The organism is Spiroplasma endosymbiont of Dioctria linearis, from assembly GCF_964030865.1.
Lineage (GTDB): Bacteria > Bacillota_I > Bacilli_A > Mycoplasmatales > Mycoplasmataceae > Spiroplasma_A.
This window is the reverse complement of record NZ_OZ034984.1, coordinates 816,203-839,886: the sequence shown is the minus strand read 5'-3', so window position 1 is coordinate 839,886 and position 23,684 is coordinate 816,203. Positions and strand designations below refer to the sequence as shown.

Below are 23,684 nucleotides of genomic sequence, written 5' to 3'. Positions count from 1 at the left end.
TTATAATTAAATTATGAGTAAAAAACCTATGCTTAAAAATAAATATTTAATATTAACTTTATTTCTAGTAATTTTAACTTTTTTTATTCTAAGTTCAATTTTTGATCTTAGAATATCTAAATTAGTAAATGAAAACTTAAATAAAACATGATTCACATCTGTTTTTGATACGTATGGTAGAGTTTGTTTATTCTTTCCAATTTATTTATTTCTATTTATATTTTTATTAAAATTTTTAAGTTACCTAAAAGCAAATATAAATGCAAAAATAGTTTATGTTATTTTATTTAATCTTATTTATTTTGCAAGTATAACTATTTTTCTTTACTTTAAAAAACAATTTTATTTTAAAAACAACTCATTTGATATTTCTAAATTTAGTTTCTCCATATTTCTTTTAGTCTTATTAGTTATTTTTATTATTTTCATAAATATATATTTAAGATATTTATTTGATAGTGAAAATAATTATATTAATATATATTTTCAACAAGCCTTATCAGCAGCAATTTTTATATCATTATTATTTATTAATGTAGGGATTTTTAAAATTCTCTTTGGAAGAAATAGGCCCTATGATGTCTTAATAGAGGAAGAAAATTTTCAATGACTATTACAAATAAATCTTTCAAAAGTAAGAGGAAGTAGTTTTCCTTCTGGTCATACAGCTGCAGCAGGAGCAATGTTAAGTTTAATTTATTTTTTAGATAATAGAAGGGTTTCAAAAATAATTCTTACTACTTCTATATTATCTTTAATATTAATTACAGGTATCTCAAGGATATTAATGTTAAAACACTTTTTAACAGATGTTCTATTTTCTATTTTATTGGTAAGTATTTATTATTTTTTATCAAAAATAATAGTCAAAAAAATTTATGAAAGGAAAAAATAATTATGGCTAAATATATTGGATTAGATCTTGGTAGTAAAACAATTGGTATTGCAACAAGTGAAGGTTATTTCTCAAATCCAAAAGAAACAATTAGATTTCAAGAGTATAACTTTTTAGAGGCAGTTAATAAATTAAGTACTTTTTTAAATAAGGAAGGTTTTGAAGAAATAGTGATAGGTTATCCTAAAAATATGAATGGTTCTTCTGGTGAAAGAGTTGAAATGGTCGAACAATTTATTGAAATTTGTTTAGAACAAAAAATTGTGAATGAAGAACAAATTAAAAGAGTTGATGAGAGATTAACTACAAGACTGGCAAAACAAATAATGATCTCAGCTGATTTTAGTAGAAAAAAACAAAAAGAAAATAAAGACCAATTAGCAGCTAAATTAATTTTAGAAACCTATTTGAACTCAATTAAGTAGTATATAATTACAATATAAATAAGTGGGGGTATCAATGAAAACACATCCTTTAGTCAAAAAGATTTTATTTAATCAAGAAGAGATTGACAAAAGAACTAGTGAATTGGCAACAGAAATTGAAAGTTATTATAGACAACAAAATGTAAAGGATAATACAGTTATAATTGTAGGACTATTAAAAGGTTGTGTTCCTTTTATGGCAAATTTTATTAAGCATTTTAATCACGAGTGTCAAACAGAGTATATGGTTGTTTCATCGTATATGGGTGGAACAAAAACTAGTGGAGAGCCAAAGATTAACTTAGATTTAAATTTATCAATTAAAGATAAGCATGTTTTAATAATTGAAGACATAATTGATTCAGGAATAACACTAAATTATATTAAAAAGTATATTTCTTTTAAAGGAGCTAAGGAAGTCAAAATAGTGACTCTTTTAGATAAAAAAGAAGGTAGAGTTATTCCAATTAAATCAGATTGAGTTGGTTTTGAAATTGAAAATGAATTTGTAATTGGCTATGGTTTAGATTATGATGAAAGATTGAGAAATCTTCCTTACATTGCGGTTTGTGATGTTGAAAAAATAGAGAATTGAAAATGAAAATAATAGCATTTTCTATTATTTAATTAGATTTTTAAAAAAGTTATATAATCTATATATGGAGGAAGTTATTATGATAAAAAAAATAGGAGTATTAACTTCAGGAGGAGATGCTCCTGGAATGAATGCAGCTGTTGCATCAGTTATTAAAACTGCAATTTCAAAAGGAATAGAACCTTATATTATAAGAGATGGTTATAAGGGCCTTGTTAATAATTGAATTGAAAAAGTAGATATTAATTTTGCAGCAGATATTATTTCAAAAGGTGGAACAGTAATTGGTTCAGCTAGATTACCTGAATTTAAAGAAGAGTCAGTTAGGCAAAAAGCTGTTGCAAATTTAAAAATTTTAAAAATAGAAGCATTAGTTGTAATTGGTGGAGATGGAAGTTATCAAGGAGCTGAAAAATTAACAAAAATGGGAATTAATTGTGTTGGTCTTCCAGGAACAATTGATAATGATATTGTTTCTTCAGATTATACAATTGGTTTTGACACAGCTTTAAATACAGTTATTAATGCTCTAGATCAAGTGAGAGATACTATACAATCTCATAACAGATGCATAGTAGTAGAAATTATGGGAAATGGTTGTGGAGATTTAACATTATACGCTGCAACAGGAAGTGGAGCTGAAGTATTCTCTACAAAAGAAAATTGCTTATCAGAACAAGAAATTATTGAGCAAGTTAAAGTACTTCATGATAAAAATAAAAGAAGTGTAATTGTTGCTGTTGCTGAAAAAATTTATAATGTTAATGAATTAGCAAAAAAAATTGAAAAGCAAACTGGTTATGAAACAAGAGCTACAATACTTGGTCATATTCAAAGAGGTGGTAAACCAACAGCTATGGATAGATATTTAGCAGTAAAAGCAGGTATCTTTGCAGTTGAAGAATTAATAGCTGGAAAAGGTGGTTTATATATTGGAATGAGCAACAATAATTTAGTTGCAAGAGATATAGAATCAACATTAAATATGCCAAAAGTAGATAAAAATGAAGAATATAAAAAATTAAGAGAAATCAATAAAGCAGTATAGTTTTAACAAGGAGAGATATAATGAATAAAGAAATAGAATTTTATGAACCAAGTAAAATAGCGAAAAAAATAAAAAGAACTAAAATTGTTACAACAATTGGACCAAGTACACATTCAAAAGATGATATTAGAAAACTTTTTGAAGCTGGTATGAATGTTGTTCGATTGAACTTTTCACATGGAAAACAAGAAGAACAAGCAGAAAAAATTAAATCAGTTATTGAGTTAAGAGATGAGTTAGAAAAACCAATTTCAATAATGCTAGATACAAAAGGACCAGAAATTAGAATTGGGAAAGTTCATGATGGTGCTCAAGAAATAAAAGCTGGAACAGATATTAGAGTTTTTACAACACAAGAGGAATATTTAAATCGTGAATGTAAATCAAATGAAATGACAGTTTCATATGATATGAGTATTGATTTAAAACCTGGAGATAGTGTTTTAGTAGATGATGGAAAATTAACATTGAATGTTATTAATGTAGAACCAGGATTAGTCAATTGTAAAGCTTTTAATAGTCATATTGTTAAAACAAATAAAAGAGTAAATCTTCCTGGTGTTGAATTCTCTTTACCATTTTTAGCTCAAAAAGATATTGATGATATTAAATTTGGAGCTAAGGTAAAAGTTGATTATATTGCAGCGTCATTTGTTAACTCTGCAGATAATGTTAATGAAATTAGAAAAATACTAAAAAAAGAAAAGGCAGAACATATTCAAATTATTTCAAAGATAGAGTCAAAAATAGGAATTTTTAATATAGATTCAATAATTGAAGCATCAGATGGAATTATGGTTGCTCGTGGAGATTTAGGATTAGAAATACCATATTATGAAGTACCATATTGAGAAAAACAAATGATTAGAAAATGTAGAAAAGCTGGAAAAGTTGTTGTAGTAGCAACTCAAATGTTAGAATCAATGACTGATAATCCACAACCAACAAGAGCTGAAGTGACTGACGTTTATTATGCCACTGAATTAGGAGCTGATGCAACTATGTTAAGTGGTGAATCAGCTGCAGGAATTTATCCATTTATTACTACAGAAACTATGGCAACAATTAATAAAAGAGCAGAATTAGGGTTTTATGGAAAAATTTATTATGATAGAGCTTTAGAAGTAGCTCGTCAATCAACTACTGGTAAAAGAGCAGAAATTGCTGATGAATTAGCAAATATTACAAGAAATGGGAAATATGAATTTGCTCTTGTTCTTTCAAGAACTGGTGAATTATTAAGAACTATTTCAAAATTTAGACCAAATGTTACAATTTTAGGGGTTTGTGATAAAGAGGAATTATGAACTGGTTTTGGAGCAATGCATTCAATCTTTATGAATAAAGTAAAGAGCATTGATCAAGCTATTAACAATAAAGATGTCTTAATAGAGATTGCAAGATCTTGAGGGGCAAAAAAAGGCGAAGAAATTTTAATTGTAAAAAATGAAGATATTAAAGTTTATCAAGTATAAAAAAATACCACTTAAATGTGGTATTTTTTTATAGAATTGTGTATTTAAGCAATTACTCTAATAAAGTGATATAATTTTTTTGTTATTAACAAGGAGAAAAAAATGAATAAATTTAATTTAAATGAAAAAATGAAAAGAACAAAGGTTATTACAACTATTGGGCCAAGTGTTCACTCAAAAGAAGCTATAAAGGAATTGTTTGATAAAGGAATGACAACAATTCGTTTAAATTTCTCACATGCAGATTTTCAAGAACATGGTGAAAGATTTGAATGAGTAAAAACTTTAAGAAAAGAAATTAATAAACCAATTTCAATTTTATTGGATACAAAAGGTCCGGAAATTAGAATTGGTAAAATGAAAGATGGAAAACAAGAAGTTAAAGTTGGAACAGAAGTAATTGTTTACACAAATCCAAAAGATTTTTCTACTAGAGAATGTAGTGCAACTGAAATGCAAATGTCATATGATATGTCACAAGATGTTAAAGTAGGAGATACTGTTTTAGTAGATGATGGAAAATTAACAATGCATGTAACAAAAGTTGAACAATTTAAAGTTATTTGTAAAGCATTTAATAATCACTTAGTAAAAACTAATAAAAGAGTTAATTTACCAGGTATTGAATTTACATTACCATTTTTAGCAGAAAAAGATTATAACGATATAAATTTTGGTATTGATAATAATATTGATTATATTGCAGCGTCATTTGTTAACTCAGCAGATAATGTTAATGAAATAAGAGAAATTTTAAAAAAGAAAAATGCTGAACATATTCAAATTATTTCAAAAATAGAATCACAAGTTGGATGTGATAATATTGATTCAATTATTGATGCTTCTGATGGAATTATGGTTGCTCGTGGAGATTTGGGATTAGAAATTCCATATTATGATGTACCATATTGAGAAAAACAAATAATTAGAAAATGTAGAGATAAAGGAAAATTAGTTATTGTAGCAACTCAAATGTTAGAATCAATGACTGATAATCCACAACCAACAAGAGCTGAAGTTACTGATGTTTATTATGCTACTGAATTAGGAGCTGATGCAACTATGTTAAGTGGTGAATCAGCAAATGGGGATTTCCCATTTATTACTGTTGAAACTATGTCAACAATTAATAAGCGTGCTGAAGTGGAATTTTATGAAAAAAATTACTATACAAAACAATTAGAAAAAGCTAGAAAATCAAGTTCAGGTAAAAGAGCAGAAATTGCAAATCAGTTAGCTAATACTACAATTAGTGGAAGTTATGAGTATGCAATTGTGGTTTCAAGAACTGGTGAATTATTAAGAACTATTTCAAAATTTAGACCAAATGTTACAATCTTAGGTGTTTGTGACAGTGAAAAATTATGAACTGGTTTTGGATCAATGCACTCAATTTTCATGAATAAAGTTGATAACTTAGATGCCTTCATGAAAGATAATAAAGCAATATCACAAGTTGCAAAATCATGAGGAGCAAAACAGGGTGAAAGAATATTATTTGTTAGAAATGAAGATATTAAAGAAGTTACAGTAGGATAATCATAAACCTAAACATCAAAGTTTAGGTTTTTTTATTACTTAAAATAATAAATAGAAAATTTTCTATGTATTTTTTTAAATTTTTATTGAATAAATGTTATTATTTTTTTGAAATTAATAAGGAATAGGAGAAAACATACATCTATAAAAATAGAGTTAGTATGTTTTCTTTTTCTTTATAGTTTCAACATAATTAATAGGAGAAAAAAATGAAAAAACTACTTTCAATTTTAGGATCATCATCAATAGTTATATCTTCAGGTACATATGTAGTATCTTGTAATCCAAATAAGGATACAATAAATATATTATTTGTACCATCTCAAAATAGCACAGAAATTATAAGTACTGTAAAACCATTAGAGGAAAAATTGGCAAAGGAATTATCAAAAATTGCTCAAGCAGATAATAGAACATCTACAAAAAGAGTTAAGATATCAACTTCAACAAATTATGAAGTTGCTGGAAAAACTTTACAAGATGGAAAAGCCCATTTAGCTTTCTTACCTGTAAATACATATACAAAATATAGAGGAACAGAAAAAGAAGGAGTATTTGATAAGCAAGGAATTCTTTTAAATGCTTCAAGAGCAGGAGCAAAACCTGAGACAAGTTTTGAAAAATTTCAAGATGATAGTGGTAAATTTAGTTCAGAATTAGCAATGAAAAAAGTTACTTCGGAAAATTCATGAAAATTATCTAAGCATTATAATGAAATGGTTAAAGATAATATTGATGAATTAAAGACTCAAGAAAAGGCAAAGGCACTTTTATTAGACCAAGAGAATGAAGCATCATACTATAGATCATATATATATGCTAATAATAAATTTCTAAGTGATAACAATTTTAACATTGATTCATTTCAAGACTCTGCTAGTTATCATGAAGCATTAAAGGAATTAATTTTAAAAGGAACAAAAGATAAAAACTTCCAATTTACTTTTGGGGCTAGCAAAACATCAAGTTCAGGAGTTTTATATCCAATGCTTTGACTACAAGATGTTTTAAAAATTGGAGATAATGAATTAAAAGATTTATGACAAAATAAACATGAACAAAGTAGTTATCCTCAAGCTTCTCAAGAAGTTTCAAGTGGAACTGCAAATTATGCAGTTGGGTTTAGTGACATAAGAATGGAAAGTAAAATTTCAAGTGATGTTGAAAATGGTTTTAAAAATACAACAATAATTGGAGCAACTGATCCAATTGTTAATGATTTAATAGCTTATTCTAAAAAAACTATAAAGGATGAAACTTTTAAAGATGATTTAAGAACTGCATTTAAAAATTTAATTAAAGATAAAGAAAATGCAAGCATATTTGAAATTTACAATCATACAGGTTATGTAGGACCAATAAGTAAGGAAAATAGTTTTGATTTTGAATTAGCAACAGATAAATCAATTACTCAAACAACAAACGCAACACAAACTCTATTAGATAAGATGAAAAACTGATAGAAAATAATATAATACAAAAAGCTTAAAGCTTTTTTGTATTTTTTTAATATGATAAAATTCATAAATGTAAACAAGGTTTGACCTAATGGTAAACATGTTTTAAGAAATATTAATTTAAAAATAGAGGATGGCGAGTTTGTTGCAATAATTGGGTTATCAGGGGCTGGTAAAACTACACTTTTAAAAACCATTAATAGTATAAATAAAATATCTTCGGGAGAAATATTAATTAGTTGAAATGATATTGAAGAATACAATTTAAGTAAAATAAAAAATAAAAAATTAAGAGAATTAAGAAATAAGATTGGTCTTATGTCTCAAGAATATAATAATTTAGAAAAACAAACAGTCTTAACAAATGTATTAAATTCAAGAATCTCAAAAGTGAATTTTTGAAGATCTCTTTTTGGAATATTTTCAAAAAAAGATAAGGAGATTGCATTAAAATCTTTAGAAAAACTAAATTTATTAGATTATGCATATATTAGAGCTGAAAATTTAAGTGGGGGTCAACAACAAAGAATTGCACTTGCAAGAACTTTATCTCAAGAACCTCAATTAATTATTGCAGATGAGCCAGTCTCTGCATTAGATCCAATACTTGCTAATCAGGTTATTAAGGATTTTCAAAATGTTAATAAAACTGAAAAAATAACAATAATTTTAAATATACATCATGTTGAATTAGCACAAAAATATGCTTCAAGGATTATTGGATTAAAAGATGGAAAAATTATTTTTGATGGAAAACCTGAACAGTTGACAAAGAAAATTTTAAAAGAAGTTTATGGAGAAAATTATTAAAATGAATAGAAAAGTTAATGCGATTACTTCTAGAAATGTTTTTGCAATAAATAATAGATACACAAAAGCTCCTAAAAAAACATTTTTTATAACTCTATCTATTATAGTTTTTATATTAATAATATTTGGTTTCAATATGTTAGAAACCAACTGACCTGAATTTTTTTCATCTTTTGGCTTATTTTTTGAAAGAATTGGAGATTTATTTAAATGGGATTGAGAAGATTTTCTTAAACCAGATACTGTAGGAATAGTTTTCTTAAATACTGCTCTAAATTCTATTTTTATGACTATGATAACGGCTTTTGCTGGAACTATAATTGGTGTGCTTATAGCAATTCCTGTTGCAATTTTAGCTGCAGGAAATATTGTAAATAATAAATTTATTAATAATACTGCTAAAAGCTTTATTGCAATTTTTAGAACAATTCCTGCTTTTGTCTATGCTCTTATTTTTGTTGGATATTTTGGACAAACAATTTTAACAGTGACAATTGTTTTATCAATTTTTACATTTTCAATAACTTCAAAAATTTTATTTGAGAGAATAGAACATATAAATACAAAAATTTTTATATCACAACAAGCAACAGGGGCTAATAAAATGAGATCTTTTAGATCAGCTGTTGTGCCACAAATATCAAATCATATTACTTCAGCTACTTTTTATGCGCTAGAAACTAATATAAGATATATTTCAGTTATTGGTGGAGTTACAAATTATGGTATTGGTAAATTAATTGATAATTCAAGGGATAACGATGATTGATCTAGAGTGGGGTTTTTATTATTTCTAATAGTTGCTGTAGTAATTTTATTGGAAATAATAATATATGTATTAAAGAAATATATCTTATTAGATAAAGATTATATTTTAGATGAAAAAAAACAAAAAAAATATACCACTTTAATTAAAAAAATTTCAAGAATGAATAATATAAATTTTTATATAAGGTATATTATTCAAAAAGATTTATATTCTAGTTTAGAAGTTGCAAAACAAGATAAAAATTATGATTTAGTTAAGCAAATTAAACAGGATATAAGAAATAAAAAAGTTGATTTCTTAAGTGAACATAATTCAAAATTAAAACAAGATATAATTTCATTTGAAGAATTTAAAAATAAAAATTTAAACTCAAAAACATGATTTATTTGAGATGAAAAAAACTCAATAAATGTTAGACGAGATAAGGTTTATCTCACTAATTTTAATTTTGAAGTTCTTAAATTAAAAGAAGAAATGAGAAATAATTTAGATAATTCGGCAGTATTAGAACATGAAATTTATTTAAAGAATCTAACTATAGATGAAGTTATTAAAAAGAATCCAAAAAGATACATTAAAAGATTATGTTTATACTTTACACTTTTTGCGCTTTTTTGTTATTCATTAACTTTCATTGAATTTAGTATTGAAAGTTCACAAACTATTAAGGATACTAACCATAATATATTAGAGATGTTTAAAATAAACTGATTATCATTATTTATTCCTTATGGATATGCACCTCAATCAGTAATTTATTTATTATTTCAAACTTTATCAATTGCTATTGTTGGTACTTTTATAGGAGCAATTATAGCTTATATTTTTGGTATATTAAGTTCAGAGAATATAGTAAATTATTATGTTGCAAAATTCTTTGTACTAATAACTTCTATTATAAGATCAATTCCAACTTACATCTATGCAATTTTATTTATTGCACTAGTTGGTATGGGGCCATTTACAGCAACTCTAGCAATTGCAGCTGGAACTGTTGGTATGCTTACAAAATATAATAGAGAAGTTTTTGATGATATAAATTTAAAAGTCCTATATCAATTAGAGTCTACAGGATTAAATAAATTCCAAAGATTTAAATATGGTGTAATGCCTCAAACTACGAGTAGTGTTATTTCATACATAATTTATAGATTTGATATAAACTTTAAAGAAGTAGCAATCTTAGGTGTTGTTGCATCAGGAAATATGGGTTATTTATTAAATAGTTATTTTGCAGATAAGTTATTTAATGAATTTGGTGCTTTGCTTTTTGGTATTATACTATTTACTTTATTAATTGAATATATCTCTACAACCTTAAGAAATAAAATTAATTTAGGAATTAATCCTAAATATATTGAGAAAATAATTCTTGCAATCAAACATAAAAATTTTTCAAAATACAAAGCAAATGAAGTTTTAGGATTATCAAAAGATGGAATGGAGTTTATTCAATCAGAAGCTTATTATGCATATATTAATAAACAAATTCTTCAAGAAGCAAAAACAATTAGTAAAAGGAAAAAAGTTTCTAATAAGCATGCATGATACTTGAGTTACATTAAAAACTTTAAGTTAAGTGATAATTTAGAGTTAGATTTAATTGAAGCTAAAAATATTTATAATACTCATAATTTGAAATATAAAAAATTAATAGAAGAATTTAATAAAAAAAGAATTGAATTTATAAAAGAATTAAAAAATAGTAAGATTCAACAGATTAAAGACCTTGATTTAAATTCTAAAAATCTATTAGAAGATAAGACATTAAGGAAAGAAATAAAAAAATCAAAATCTTTTATTAAAAAGTCAACAAAAATTAGAATTGAAAGTTTAGAATATTAGAGGAAATAAAATGTTTAAAAAACTTATTAAACTAATAAATGAGAATAAAAAAATAATACTCTTAAGACATATTTATCCAGATTTTGATGCTATAGGTTCACAAATGTCTTTATATCAATTTATTAATGATAACTTTAAAAATAAGGATATCAAACTAGGTGGAATTTTACCAAATGAATATAAATGTATTGGTAAAACACAAGTATTAAAGCAAAATGATTTTCAAGACTCATTAGTAATTATTACAGACACTGCAACAAAACAGAGAATCGATATTGAGGATTTAAATTGATTAAAATCCGCTTCAGATATTTTTAAAATTGATCATCATGTGAGTGTTGATCAATATGGAACAATGGAAATTGTTGATGATTCTTATCCAGCAACTTGTGAATTATTAACAGAGCTTTATAATAAATCAAAATTAGCTTTTTCAGAACAAACAGCTTATTATTTATTTCATGGCCTTGTAACAGATACAGATAGATTTATGTATAGAAATGTAACTTCTAGAACTTTTGAAATGGCAAGTGTTCTTCTAAAAAAAGGTTTTAATATAAGCGATGCTTATAAAAATATTTATGGTTTAACAGAACAAGAAGTTAAATTGAAAGGCTATATTCTAAGCAATTATAAAATTTCAAAACAAAAAATAGCCTATATTATTTTAAGTAAAGAAATAATGAAAGATTTTAAATTGAATAATTTTAATAAAGTATCGCTTTGAGTTAATATGTTAGGTGAAATTAAAGATGCTAATGCTTGAGTATTTTTTACAGAAGAGAACAACTTTATTAGAGTTGAGTTTAGATCAGATAAATGTAATGTCAGAGATATTGCAATTAAATTTGGTGGTGGTGGTCATATTAGTGCATCAGGAGCCAAATTAGAAAATATTGATGAATGTATAGAAGTTATAAATTATTTTGATAAAAATTTTAAAGCCTTTAAAATATAGTTCTTTAAAATATACTCTTATTGATGAGTATATTTTTTATTCTAATATTTGGTTTTTTTTCTTGAAAAGTTTCAATAAAATATAATATAAAGTTAATTTTGTTGTTAGTGCTTAATAAAATTATGTATAATTAAGAAAGTTAGTTTATGTATTTTTTATAAAAATAGAGGTGGAAAAAGATGAAAATAACACTACTAGATGGCAATATTATAAATTATGATGAACCAAAATCTGTTCTTGAAGTTGCTCAAGAAATTTCAATATCACTTGGAAAAAAATGTGTAGGTGCAGTTATTAATGATAAAGAGGTTGTACCAAATACAGCACTTATTGATAGAGACTGTAAATTACAATTAATAACAGAAAGACATGAATTATATGAATCTGTTATAAATTATACTGCTAAGGTGATTGTTGGATTAGCACTTAAAGAAGTTTTTCCTGAGGGTAGTCTTTACCCTGAAGAAGAAGGATATAATAAATTAGAATTTTTTAGTTATTTTGATTGTGATCAAAAATTAACTTTGGAAAATATTAAAAAAGTTGAAGAACTATCAAATAAATATATTTCATTAGCTCTTGATATTGAGTTCAAAGGAAATACTTTTACTGAAAAAGATTATATTGATATGATGAATAAAATGAATGTTAAAGAAAAATATACAATGGGTATGGTTGACTTAAATAAAAAAAGATATATTAAATTTCCAATTTCTGCTATAAAAGATGTTTTATTTTATTCAAGATTTGCAACTCTTAATAAAACAAGTGACTTATTTAAAATTCAATTAAATGAGGTTACTGCTTTTCAAATAAGAGAAGATAAGTTTGTATATAAAATTCATGGTTTAACTGCAATTACTGAGAAGGCTTTTGAAGAAAAACAAAGAAAAATTGAAGAAATTAAGGAAAATGATCATAAACATATTGCCAAAATTTTAGAAATTTATCATTTAGATCCTTTAATTGGGCAAGGTTTACCAATTTGATTGCCAAATGGAACCATTTTAAAACAAGAGATTAAAAAGTATTTAATGCAAAAGGAATTCGAATACGATTTTATTCAAATTGAAACTCCTGTTATTGGTACTAGTGAGCTTTATAAAACTTCTGGACACTGAGATCATTATCGTGATGATATGTTTGCTTCAATGATGCTTCCAAAAGAAGAAATGGTTTTAAAACCAATGAGTTGCCCGCATCATATTGCAGTATATAAATATAAACAAAGAAGTTATAGAGATTTACCATTAAGATTTGCAGAACATGCTTTACAACATAGATATGAATCATCAGGTAGTTTAACAGGACTTGAAAGAGTTAGAGCTATGGAATTAACAGATTCACATATCTTTGTTACACCTGAACAAGTAAAAGATGAATTTATTAGATGTTTTAATTTAATTACAGAAGTACTATTAACTTTTGATATTAAAGTTGACTATCTTTCTTTATCTCTAAGAGATCCAAAAGATAAAGAAAAATACTTTAATGATGAAAAAATGTGAAATCATGCTGAAGCTGAATTAGAAAATGTTTTAAATGAATTAAAAATTGATTATAAAAAAATGATTGGTGAAGCAGCATTTTATGGTCCAAAATTGGATATTCAAGCAAAAACTGCTTTAGGTCATGAAATAACAGTTTCAACGATACAATTAGACTTTTTATTACCACAAAGATTTGATATAAGTTATATCAACAGTGATGGAGAACTTGAAAAACCGATTATGATTCATAGAGGACTTGTAGGAACTTATGAAAGATTTATATCCGTACTTTTAGAGCAAACAAAAGGTGTTCTACCACTTTGATGTTCACCATTACAAGTTGAAATTATTCCAGTTAATTTAGTAAATAAGGAATATGCTGAAAAAGTAAGAGATCAACTTAAAGCAAAATTAATTAGATCAAAAATTGATTTAAGAGATGAGAGATTAAGTTATAAAATTCGTGACTCACAAGTAAGAAAGATTCCTTATCAATTAGTTCTTGGAGAAAAGGAATCAGAAAATGATACAGTAACTTTTAGAAGATATGGTAGTGAACAACAAACTACAGTCTCATTAAAAGAATTTATTAAGATGGTTGAAACTAAAATTAGAGATAAAGAATAGTATAATAATTAGGAGAAAAACTTTATGAATAAAAATAGAAATATTGAAGAAGAAATAAAACTTCTAAAAGAACAAGACTATGGTATATTAGATGCACAACATTCATTTATGATTGATGGTACACTTGGTGGATTCAAGGCAGCAATTCATAAATTGCATTATACTTTTGTTAAGCAAATTCTTTTAGGAATTATGAGTGGTGTAATTATTGGTTTTGGTTATGTGGCATGTGTTATTGCAATGGTTTCTTTACAAGGAACTGGTTTTGAAAAAGTAGGAACTCTTTTATTGGGTTTTCTTTTTCCAGGATGTATAATTTTAATTACATTTCTTGGTGGAGCTTTATTTACAAGTCATGTTTTTAGTAGTATTCCCGTTTTTAAAGGATGTGCAAGTAAAAGGTCTTATTTAAAGGGAATCTTTGGTGTTCTTTTAGGAAACTTCTTAGGAACTTTTATATTTGTAGCTCTTTTTGCAGGTGCAGGTGGTTTACTTAAGAATAATGAAGCGTTTTTACTTAAAACTTTTGATATGGTTATTCATAAATTATATTTAGTTGCAGATGATTTATCAAGTGGTACTTCAATTAAAGCAGTTAGTATCTTTGCAACAATAGGTATTGGAATCTGTTCTGGAATTTTATGTAATATGATGGTATGTTCAACATTGCCATTAACAAGTTCAACAAAAAACTCAGCAACTATAGTATTATTATTAATTTTTCCAATTGCTTTCTTTGCAATAGGTGGATTCCAACATGGACCAGCAAACTCATTCTTTTTATGAATGTTACTATTTGAAACAATATTTAATCCACAATTAACTTTAGAAAGTGGATTAACACCTCAATTTTCTCAGGTTCTTTTATTTATTGCATTAAGTACTATTCCAACATTAATAGGTAACTGATTATCGGGAGCTTTATTATTACCAGGTATTTTATATTATATTAATAAGGAATATGTTTCAATTTTATTCAAAAAAATTAAATTGGAATATTTAGAAGGAAAAACTATTAGTTTTAAAGATAAAGCTGATAAACAAATTAAAAGAATTGATAAAAAAATTAAAGAACAAAAAGCTGAAAATGACTCAAAGGAAAATAAGTAAATAAATAATTTTAAAATCAAAAAATATATTTTAAAAGTGTCAGAATTGACATTTTTTTATATTATAATTTAATAGATAAAAGCACAGGAGTATTATATGAGATCAATAATCAAGCAGAACAGTAAGGGCAAACGCAAGTAGTTTTAAACTATGTTTTTTGATTAATTTTCAATTAATACTTATCTTTAAAATTTTTTAATAGACAAATAAAATAATAAATAATAACCATTAGCACATAATAAATAGCAATAGATTATATTAATTAGAATGAGAGAAATTAAAATGAATAATAATGAATTAAAAATTAATAAAAAAAGGAAGTTCAAAATTCCTACCTCTTTTACAATACTTTTCTTTGTATTAGTAATCATAATGGTAGTATCGTGAATTTTACACTATGCAGGCGTAAAAGCTGAAGATGAAAAAATTAAAGCTATTGGTATTATTGATTTATTTGTCTCTATTTTTCAGGGATTTAATGATAAGGTTGAAATTATTGTTTTTGTTATGGCAATTGGTGCTTTTATTTATATTGTTATGAAGTCTAAGTCATTAGATGCTTTAACTCAAAAAATTGCATGAAAATTTAAAGATAAAACAATATGAGCCATTCCTATTATTGTAGTATTTTTAAGTTTTTGTGGGTCAGCATATGGTATGGCTGAAGAAGCTTTAGGGTTTCATATGATAGTTATTCCACTTATGCTTGTTGCAGGTTTTGATGTATTTACAGCCACAATTACTGTCCTTCTTGGTGGTGGTATTGGTCCAATGCTAGCAACATTTGATCCTTTCTTAATTTTTACAGCTTCAGCAGCAGCTAACTCAAGTCAAGAGGGAATTTCTAATCCAACTGATGGACTAGCATTCAGAATAATTGCTTGGTTCTTAGTTACAGGTTTTACATCAGCATATATTATGTTTTATGCAAGAAAAGTTAAAAAAAATCCACATTTATCATATACTTTTTCTACATTAGAACAGGATAAAAAATACTTTTTAAAAGAACAAGTTAATGAAGTGCCATTGACAAAGAAAAGAATAACAGTATGTATAATATTCTTACTTATGTTCCTTTTAATGATTGCTTATTTATTTCCTTGAGATACATTAATTGGTAAAAATATTTTTGAGGGTGCAGGTATTTGAGTACAAAAATATATGCCATTTTTTACATCGTTAGTTCCTGGATTTGGACATGGAGATATGTACGTTGTAGCTGGTTTTTTCCTTATAGGTTCGTTAATAGTTTCTATTTTAAATTGAGAAGGTGAAGAAACTTTTGTAGAGGATTTATTAACTGGTTCTAAAGATATGATAGGAGTAGCATTTATTATTTCAATAGCTGGAGCTATTACTTATTTATTAAGTGAAACTGGAATTAAGTCATTAATGTTAAGTTCAATAAATGGGTCAAATAGCAATGCAATGAATCCTTTTGCATTTATAATAATTACTTTCCTATTGTTTATTCCATTATCATTTGCTTTACCTTCAACCTCAGGATTTTCAACTGCCATTTTTCCAGTGTGAGGACCACTAGCAAATTCAGTTACTGTTGGTTCTTCTTCAATAACAATGGTTTCTGGAAGTATTACAGCTTTTGCATTTGCAAATGGAATGGCAAATATGGTATCTCCAGCATCAGGAATTGTTGTTGGAGCAGCACAAATTGGTAGAACAAGTTATGGTACAATAATGAAAGGTACGTGAAAGTTCCATTTATCATTATTAGGAATTAATATTGCATTACTATTAATCGGAACTGGACTGAATTATACAGGCTCTCATATTTTTTAAGATGAACCATAAAAAAACCTAGAAAGGGTTTTTTATTTTTGAGGTATTTATGAAAAAAAAGAAATTTATAAGTGATAAAGCATTCTCTAAAAAGAAATTTATAGACTCTTTTAAAATGATTGGAGAGTGCATTAAACAAAATCCTACTACTTTTGTAGGCTATATTATTTTTACAATTATTGATGCAATTTTCTACTCTTCAATGACTATTGTAGTTAGTCAAATGACAAAAAATATTATTAATAATGGACAACAAGCTAATAGTTTTTTATGATTTTCAATGACTTGGGTTAGCTGAGCGTATGTTGGATTAGCACTATTAGTACTAATTATAATTTTTGACTATTTGACAAATATTTACTCAGCTTATTTTTCAAAAAAAGTTGAAATTTATTTAAGAGTTAAAGCCTTAAAAAAACTTGTTGAAGTTGATATTAGTTACTATTCAAGAAACCAATTAGGACTAATAATGTCGAGAGTAATTAATGACAGCCAGGGAGCAGGAGATTCATTTAATGATTTTTTATTAAATTTATTGTTCACAACTGTTAGTTTTATAACAATGATGATATTTATGTTTATTTTAGATGTTAATCTTGCTTTAATTGTTTTAATGATATTTATAGTTTTAGTAATAATAATTTGAGTTTTATTTATTTATTATCGAAGAGCCATTATTGAGTCAGTTGATGTTAAACAATCAATTGATGCAGATATTACAGATCGATTAATTAATATTAGAGCGATAAAAGCAAATGCATCAGAAGATAGAGAAACTAAGCGAAATATGAAGTTACATGATAAATATGATAAAAAATTAAGTAAAGTAATTTGACTTCAATCTTTATTATCATTTTTTTCTTATACTTTTGCATGGTCATTACCAATTATTACAATTATTTCAGCTATTGGTCTTTATAAGAATTCTATGGATCCATCAGAACTATCTCACTTACTTGTAGCATTTACGTCAGCTACAAATAACATTCTTTATTCATTATTAACATTACCAATGTGAATGAGAGGACTTACAAAATTATCTAATTGTATAATGAGATTAAACTATATTTATGATACAAACTCATTATTAACCTTTGCAGATCAGCCTGAGAAAATAGGAGATATTGAAAAAATAACTTTTGAGAAAGTTACATTTAATTATCCCGAATCTCCAAAAAAGAAAATATTAGCTGAAATAAATCTAACTTTTGAAAAAAATAAAAGCTATGCTTTTGTTGGAGAAACTGGTGTTGGAAAATCAACAATTGCTAAATTATTGTTGAGATTTTATGATGTAACAACAGGACAAATCTTAATTAATGGTAAGAATATTATGTTGTTAGAACCAAGTAGTTATTTAAATAAAGTGGGTTATGTTGAGCAAGAACCACAAATTCTTTATGGAACTGTTATGGAAAATCTTAAATATCCCTTTTTTGATAAAACGGATGAGCAAGCAATTGAAGCAGCTAAAAGGGCAAAAATCCATAATTACATAAAAAAACTCCCAATGGGTTATGATACAATTTTAGGAGAACGAGGTTTTATGCTGAGTGGAGGGCAAAAACAACGTTTAGTAATTGCAAGGATCTTTTTAAAGGACCCTCAATTACTTATTCTTGATGAAGCAACTAGTGCATTGGATAATGTTGTAGAAAAAGAGATTCAATTAGAGTTAGATAAATTAATGGTTGGTAGAACAACAGTTGTTATTGCACATAGATTAAGTACAATAAAAAATGTTAATGAGATTATAGTACTTGATAAAAATGGGGTTTCACAAAGAGGAACATTTGACGAACTTAAACAAAAAGAAGGTCGTTTTAAAAAATTATATACATTAGGTCTTATGAAATAGGAGAGCAAAAATGAGTGAAATTAATTGAGAAAATATATCAATGGAAATGATTTCTTGTATTGGAACTTCAAAATCGAATGCAATAAAGGCAATTCGTTCAGCAAAGGTAAAAGAATTTAATATTGCAAATAAATTAATACAAGAAGCTGAGTTGGAAATGACAAAAGCACATAATCTTCATTTTGATATTGTCTCAAGAGAAGCAAATGGAGAAAAACTTGATTTAAAATTAATATTTATTCATGCTGAAGATCAAATGATAACTACTCAAGCAATTATCGATCTTGGCAAAGAAATGATTGAAATGTATAAAATTATAAATAAATAAAATTTTGGGAGGGCATAATATGCCAAAAGCATTTACAATAGATTTAGGAGCCACAACTGCTAAATGTGCTTTTTTTGATAATATGAAAATTAGACATACTTTTATTTTTAATACCATAAATAAAGATAAAATACTTGAAAATATTGCAAAAGAAGCTTTTAAGATAGCAAAAGAAAATGAAATTAATATGAGTGAACTTGATTTCATTGGAATAGCAGTTTGTGGAATTGTTGATAATAAAACTGGAACAGTAATTTATTCAACTAATTTAGGTTGAAAAAACTATCCAGCTAAAAAAAACTTAATAAAATTATTTAATAATAAAAATGTATTTGTCTTAAATGACGCAAAATCTGCAGCTTACGGAGAATGAGCAATTTCTTTAAAAGGAAAACCAGACTCAATGGCATTATTTACATTGGGAACTGGCGTTGGTGGTGGAGCAATTTTTGATAGAAAGTTAGTTTTTGGAGATAACACTGGACTGCCAAGTGAACCAGGGCATGGTGGTGGTTTTCAATCAGAGTGTCAATGTAATTGTGGTTTAATTGGCTGCATAGAACCAGTATCTTCAGCAACAGGTATTGAAAAAAAATTAAAACAGGTTGGTGAAAAATCTAAGGGTCCATTAGGTAAAATATTTAATCAGTTAAATGGAGATATTCATATTATTGATGTAGCAGATTTAGTTAAAATTAAAGACCCTGAAGTTATAAAAGTATTCGAAGATAGTTTAGAACCATTAGCTAAATGTATCTCAGTATTAATTCATTTTTTTGATTTATCAATGATTGTTATTGGTGGGGGTCCTTCCAATTTAGGTGAACCATTAATTAAAATTATTAAACAAAAATTAAAAAAATATGTTTTACCAGATTTTTACTCAAGAATAACTATTAGAACAGCGCAATTAGGAAATATGGTTGGAGCTTGAGGAGTTTATAAATATGGTATGGATAATTTAATGACAATAAAATAAATTTATTTTATTAGTAAAAGACAAGACTTATATTTAATAGGCTTTGTCTTTTTATTTTATTTAATAATTAAATAATGACTTAAATTTAAAGTACTTATTTTTTATACTTATATTATTAATCATTGTATCTTTTAGTTAATTTTTTTATTAGAAGTATAAAATAAGAAAAAGTTTTATTATTTACAAAAATTAAATCTTGAGTTTATTTATTTGTATTTAATGCCTTAAATATTATAAAATATATATAGAAAGAGTTGATTATATGAAAAAACTAATATCTGTAATTGGTGCTTTAGGTTTAAGTACTTCTTCAGTTTTACTAACTACTCAAGTTGTTTCATGTAATGCAACTTGAGCATTGGAATTTAAAGCAATTCTAAAAAAGGATGCACAATCTATTGCTGAGAATGAATATTTTAATATTACAAGTAAAATCGATTTATCAAATAAAGTACGTAGAAACTTATTCTCATTGGATATTAATAGTGAAATTAAAAGAAACAATGCTCTGTTAAAGGAAATAACTAATGAGTCATTACAACTATTTTCAACAGCAAAAAGCTATTTTGATTCAATGGTAGTAATCGATGAAGAAAGTGATAACAATAATGATTATTATTACTATGTACTTCAAGATAAAGAAATTTATGGTAATTCTTCTAAAATAATGAATTATGAATCAGAAAAGAATTTTTTAGATTTTTTTGGAGATGAGATAATAAAACCTGAATTTCAATCAAATGCAGCTAGATTTGCAGTTCTAAAAAATAACTTAAAATTTACACAAACCTATTATAAAGTAATAACACAAGACAGCTCTAATAATTATCAACAAACATCTCAAAATAAGGCTTATATTGATAGTATTGATGAAATGAATAAATACGTTGAAAATGGTTTTTTTGTACCAATGCTAAAATTTATAGTAATGCAAAAAGTAATTAGTAGTGGAAACTCTTTAACAAAACTCAAATTTGATAAGAGTATTATTAATTATCTTAATGTTGGTCAAAAAGGAGAGGATTCATTAAAAGATTATACTGGTTATTGATATGATTCAAAAAATAAAGATACTAATGGGATCTTAACTTATAATTGAAGTTGCGAACACACTTCAAAAAGTAATAGTGAGTTAAATTATACAGAAATGGAACCAGAAGAACAAATAGCTTATTTAAATAGTTGAAGAGTATGTGAAGATTATAAAGGAAAACCTCCAGAACAATTAAACGATGAAGAGGCATTGAGAATTGACGATAATTTAATTGAAGTAATGTCTTTGGGTATAAAAAAAGAGGATTGAAAGATTAATGAAGCAATAGTTGAAAAGGATTTTGGTTTTGAAGAAAAAATAATAATTGCTCCTAGAGTTCATTTTAATGGTCTAGAGGGAAGTTTAAATAGTGAAGAAGTTCAAAAATTTTTTAAATATGGTTTTCAAGAAACAGATGATGGGGGTAACTTTTAATTATGCAAAAGTATGAAAACTATTCTGAAATTTTTGAAGCAACAAAAATCATTAAAGAAAACAAAATAAAGTTAAAAAAAAATAGAAAAGAATTATTTGAATTATCTAATGAACTTCATCAAAAGAAAAGAAAGTTAAAGTTGGTATCCTCAACTTTTAATAAAATTAAAAAAGAAAAACAAAAGGATTTAAAAGCAAGTTTTGATTTGTCACTTTCAATTGCGAAATATCAAAAAACTGATATAAATAAACTCTATGAGGATTATGACAAGAATATTCAAAATTTAGATTCAGAATATGAAGAGAAAAAAATAAATAGGCTTGAAAAAAATAAATTGGATATTGAGCAAACTAAAAGTAAAATTTCTTTTATAAAGTCTCAAAAAACCTCTATGAATTCCAAAAATAAGGAACTTAAAACAAAAATTAAAAAAGAGTGAAATGATAAAAAGAGTTTAATTAAAGAGGAGCACTTAAAATTAAAGGAACAACTAAAAGAAATTAAATTAGATGTTACAACTAAAATATTTAATTATAGAAAAAACTATAAAATCGAATCTAAAAATCTAATGGAAAAATGAAAAAAAGATAATCAAAGTCTTGCTGATATTGATGATATCTTAAAAAAACAAAGAAAAGCCAGAAGAATTAAACCTTTTCAAAATGAATTAGATGAAACAATTTATGATCTTTCATTAAAAATTAATGAAAATAAAATTTTTTATGAAAATAAAATAAAAGAAGAAAAATTGAGAATAAAACATCAAAAACTTTTAATTAGATACAATGCTGGTAAAGCAGATCCTTTAACTATAAAAATAACTGTAGATAAAGTAACTAATGCTTCTGGAAAGCTTTCGAATTGAAAATTTATGGTTGCATTAAAAAATGGATTTTTTTCATTAATGCCATTAGTAATAGTTGGAGCTGTTTTTATTTTAATTAATAATATAATTTTAGGAGCAGCCAATGGGGGATTTTTTAACTTCTTTTATTTAACTGCTGATGAATTAGCTATTTTAGATAAATTTAAAACAATAGGTTCATATATTTGGAATGGAACTTATGCATTCTTTGGATTTTTACTAGCAGGTGCAATTGCATACCATTTAGCACCTTATTATAAGGTTAATCAATGATCTGCAGCTGTTGTCGCATTTGTAGCATTTCTTATTATGAGCCCGTCATTTTGAACAAATATAGGAGTTTTTGGAACTTCAGGAATGTTTACTGCCATGATTATAAGTATTACTTCTACTGTTTTATTTGGTAGACTTTCACAAAATGAAAAATTTAAAATTAGAATGCCTGAATCAGTTCCTGATGGAGTTTCTAAATCATTTAATATTTTAATTCCTTATACTATTTCAGCAGTGTTTTTTGGAATTATTGCATTTTCAATTACTTGAATTGGTCAAAGTGTAGGAGAGATTTCTATTGGAACTGAAAAAGTTACATTCATTGATTTAAATGGTTTAATAACTGTAGCAATTCAAAAACCTATGGTTAACGCAGTTTCTGGATTTGGTGGAATGATAGCAATAGTTCTTTTATGACAAATATTATGATTTATGGGAATTCACGCCAGTGGAGTACTCTCACCAATATTAGAACCAATTCAACTAGATGGACTTACTCAAAATCAACAATCGTTAGCTGAGGGATTAAATCCGGAATATGTTTTTACAAATCCATTTATGAATAACTTCATATTTATGGGAGGTACTGGGGGAACTATTGGTTTAATTCTTGTCATATTAATGTTTTCGAAACGGGGCGATTATAGAAGTATGGCAAAAGTAACTTTAATTCCGGCTTTATTTTGTATTAATGAGCCATTGTTATTTGGGTTGCCTTTAGTCTTAAATCCAATATTATTTGTACCATTTATTGTTGGACCACTATTAGCAGGTTCATTTGCTTATTTTGCAACGGTAGCAGGAATTATGCCACATTCAAGCGTTATGGTTCCATGAACAACACCACCAATACTTGGTGGAATCTTAACAACAAAAAGTATTATGGGTGGCTTTGTTGCTGGAATAAATCTAGTTATATTAATGGGATGTTATGTGCCTTTTATTTTAATGGCAAATAAAATAGAACAACGCGAACTATTAAGCAAGTTTACAAAAAAACCGAAATCACATGAATTAAATATGTTAGAAAATAATAATGGAATAAATAATTTAAATTCATAAAGTTAAA

Annotated in this window: 18 protein-coding genes; all 18 read left to right on the top strand. The window is 25.9% G+C overall.

Going from position 1 to position 23,684, the window contains the following annotated elements; genetic code table 4:
* Positions 1 to 28 precede the first annotated feature (28 nt).
* The 18 genes from AAHM84_RS03595 to AAHM84_RS03510 all read left to right on the top strand — a co-directional run bounded on the left by AAHM84_RS03595 (position 29) and on the right by AAHM84_RS03510 (position 23,677).
* Positions 29 to 895, top strand: a complete 867-nt coding sequence (locus AAHM84_RS03595; protein WP_342258567.1) for a phosphatase PAP2 family protein — start codon at positions 29 to 31, stop codon at positions 893 to 895.
* A 2-nt stretch (positions 896 to 897) separates the two neighbouring features.
* Positions 898 to 1,320: a Holliday junction resolvase RuvX gene (gene ruvX / locus AAHM84_RS03590; protein ID WP_342258566.1), complete on the top strand. Its 423-nt coding sequence runs from the start codon at positions 898 to 900 to the stop codon at positions 1,318 to 1,320.
* Between the two features lie 34 nt (positions 1,321 to 1,354).
* The gene (hpt, locus tag AAHM84_RS03585) at positions 1,355 to 1,927 is read left to right on the top strand and encodes a hypoxanthine phosphoribosyltransferase (RefSeq protein ID WP_342258565.1); all 573 of its coding nucleotides are present in this window, start codon (positions 1,355 to 1,357) and stop codon (positions 1,925 to 1,927) included.
* 67 nt (positions 1,928 to 1,994) lie between these two features.
* Positions 1,995 to 2,963 (top strand): 6-phosphofructokinase, encoded by a 969-nt coding sequence (pfkA, locus tag AAHM84_RS03580; RefSeq protein WP_342258564.1) that lies wholly within the window; start codon positions 1,995 to 1,997, stop codon positions 2,961 to 2,963.
* A 20-nt stretch (positions 2,964 to 2,983) separates the two neighbouring features.
* Positions 2,984 to 4,438, top strand: coding sequence for a pyruvate kinase (gene pyk / locus AAHM84_RS03575; protein ID WP_342258563.1), 1,455 nt, complete (start codon positions 2,984 to 2,986; stop codon positions 4,436 to 4,438).
* Positions 4,439 to 4,540: 102 nt separating this feature from the next.
* On the top strand, positions 4,541 to 5,977 hold the full coding sequence (gene pyk, locus AAHM84_RS03570) for a pyruvate kinase (protein WP_342258562.1): 1,437 nt from the start codon (positions 4,541 to 4,543) through the stop codon (positions 5,975 to 5,977).
* A gap of 209 nt (positions 5,978 to 6,186) precedes the next feature.
* Positions 6,187 to 7,440, top strand: coding sequence for a PhnD/SsuA/transferrin family substrate-binding protein (locus tag AAHM84_RS03565; RefSeq protein ID WP_342258561.1), 1,254 nt, complete (start codon positions 6,187 to 6,189; stop codon positions 7,438 to 7,440).
* A gap of 48 nt (positions 7,441 to 7,488) precedes the next feature.
* Entirely contained in the window at positions 7,489 to 8,244 is a 756-nt protein-coding gene (gene phnC, locus AAHM84_RS03560) for a phosphonate ABC transporter ATP-binding protein (RefSeq protein WP_342258560.1), read from the top strand.
* 1 nt (position 8,245) lies between these two features.
* Positions 8,246 to 10,858, top strand: a complete 2,613-nt coding sequence (locus tag AAHM84_RS03555; protein WP_342258559.1) for a PhnE/PtxC family ABC transporter permease — start codon at positions 8,246 to 8,248, stop codon at positions 10,856 to 10,858.
* 10 nt (positions 10,859 to 10,868) lie between these two features.
* Positions 10,869 to 11,816, top strand: coding sequence for a bifunctional oligoribonuclease/PAP phosphatase NrnA (locus AAHM84_RS03550; protein ID WP_342258558.1), 948 nt, complete (start codon positions 10,869 to 10,871; stop codon positions 11,814 to 11,816).
* A gap of 179 nt (positions 11,817 to 11,995) precedes the next feature.
* Positions 11,996 to 13,933: a threonine--tRNA ligase gene (thrS, locus tag AAHM84_RS03545; RefSeq protein WP_342258557.1), complete on the top strand. Its 1,938-nt coding sequence runs from the start codon at positions 11,996 to 11,998 to the stop codon at positions 13,931 to 13,933.
* 24 nt (positions 13,934 to 13,957) lie between these two features.
* The gene (locus AAHM84_RS03540; protein WP_342258556.1) at positions 13,958 to 15,043 is read left to right on the top strand and encodes a formate/nitrite transporter family protein; all 1,086 of its coding nucleotides are present in this window, start codon (positions 13,958 to 13,960) and stop codon (positions 15,041 to 15,043) included.
* A 282-nt stretch (positions 15,044 to 15,325) separates the two neighbouring features.
* Positions 15,326 to 16,843 carry a hypothetical protein gene (locus AAHM84_RS03535; protein ID WP_342258555.1) on the top strand — a complete coding sequence of 506 codons (1,518 nt, stop codon included), beginning with the start codon at positions 15,326 to 15,328 and terminating at the stop codon, positions 16,841 to 16,843.
* Between the two features lie 49 nt (positions 16,844 to 16,892).
* Positions 16,893 to 18,701: an ABC transporter ATP-binding protein gene (locus tag AAHM84_RS03530; protein ID WP_342258554.1), complete on the top strand. Its 1,809-nt coding sequence runs from the start codon at positions 16,893 to 16,895 to the stop codon at positions 18,699 to 18,701.
* A gap of 10 nt (positions 18,702 to 18,711) precedes the next feature.
* A complete protein-coding gene (locus tag AAHM84_RS03525; RefSeq protein ID WP_339029631.1) occupies positions 18,712 to 19,029 on the top strand; it encodes a PTS lactose/cellobiose transporter subunit IIA in 318 nt (105 codons plus the stop codon).
* A 19-nt stretch (positions 19,030 to 19,048) separates the two neighbouring features.
* Positions 19,049 to 20,008, top strand: coding sequence for an ROK family protein (locus tag AAHM84_RS03520; protein ID WP_342258553.1), 960 nt, complete (start codon positions 19,049 to 19,051; stop codon positions 20,006 to 20,008).
* 262 nt (positions 20,009 to 20,270) lie between these two features.
* Positions 20,271 to 21,476 carry a hypothetical protein gene (locus tag AAHM84_RS03515; protein ID WP_342258552.1) on the top strand — a complete coding sequence of 402 codons (1,206 nt, stop codon included), beginning with the start codon at positions 20,271 to 20,273 and terminating at the stop codon, positions 21,474 to 21,476.
* A gap of 2 nt (positions 21,477 to 21,478) precedes the next feature.
* On the top strand, positions 21,479 to 23,677 hold the full coding sequence (locus AAHM84_RS03510) for a PTS transporter subunit EIIC (protein WP_342258551.1): 2,199 nt from the start codon (positions 21,479 to 21,481) through the stop codon (positions 23,675 to 23,677).
* The last annotated feature ends 7 nt before the right edge of the window (positions 23,678 to 23,684 follow it).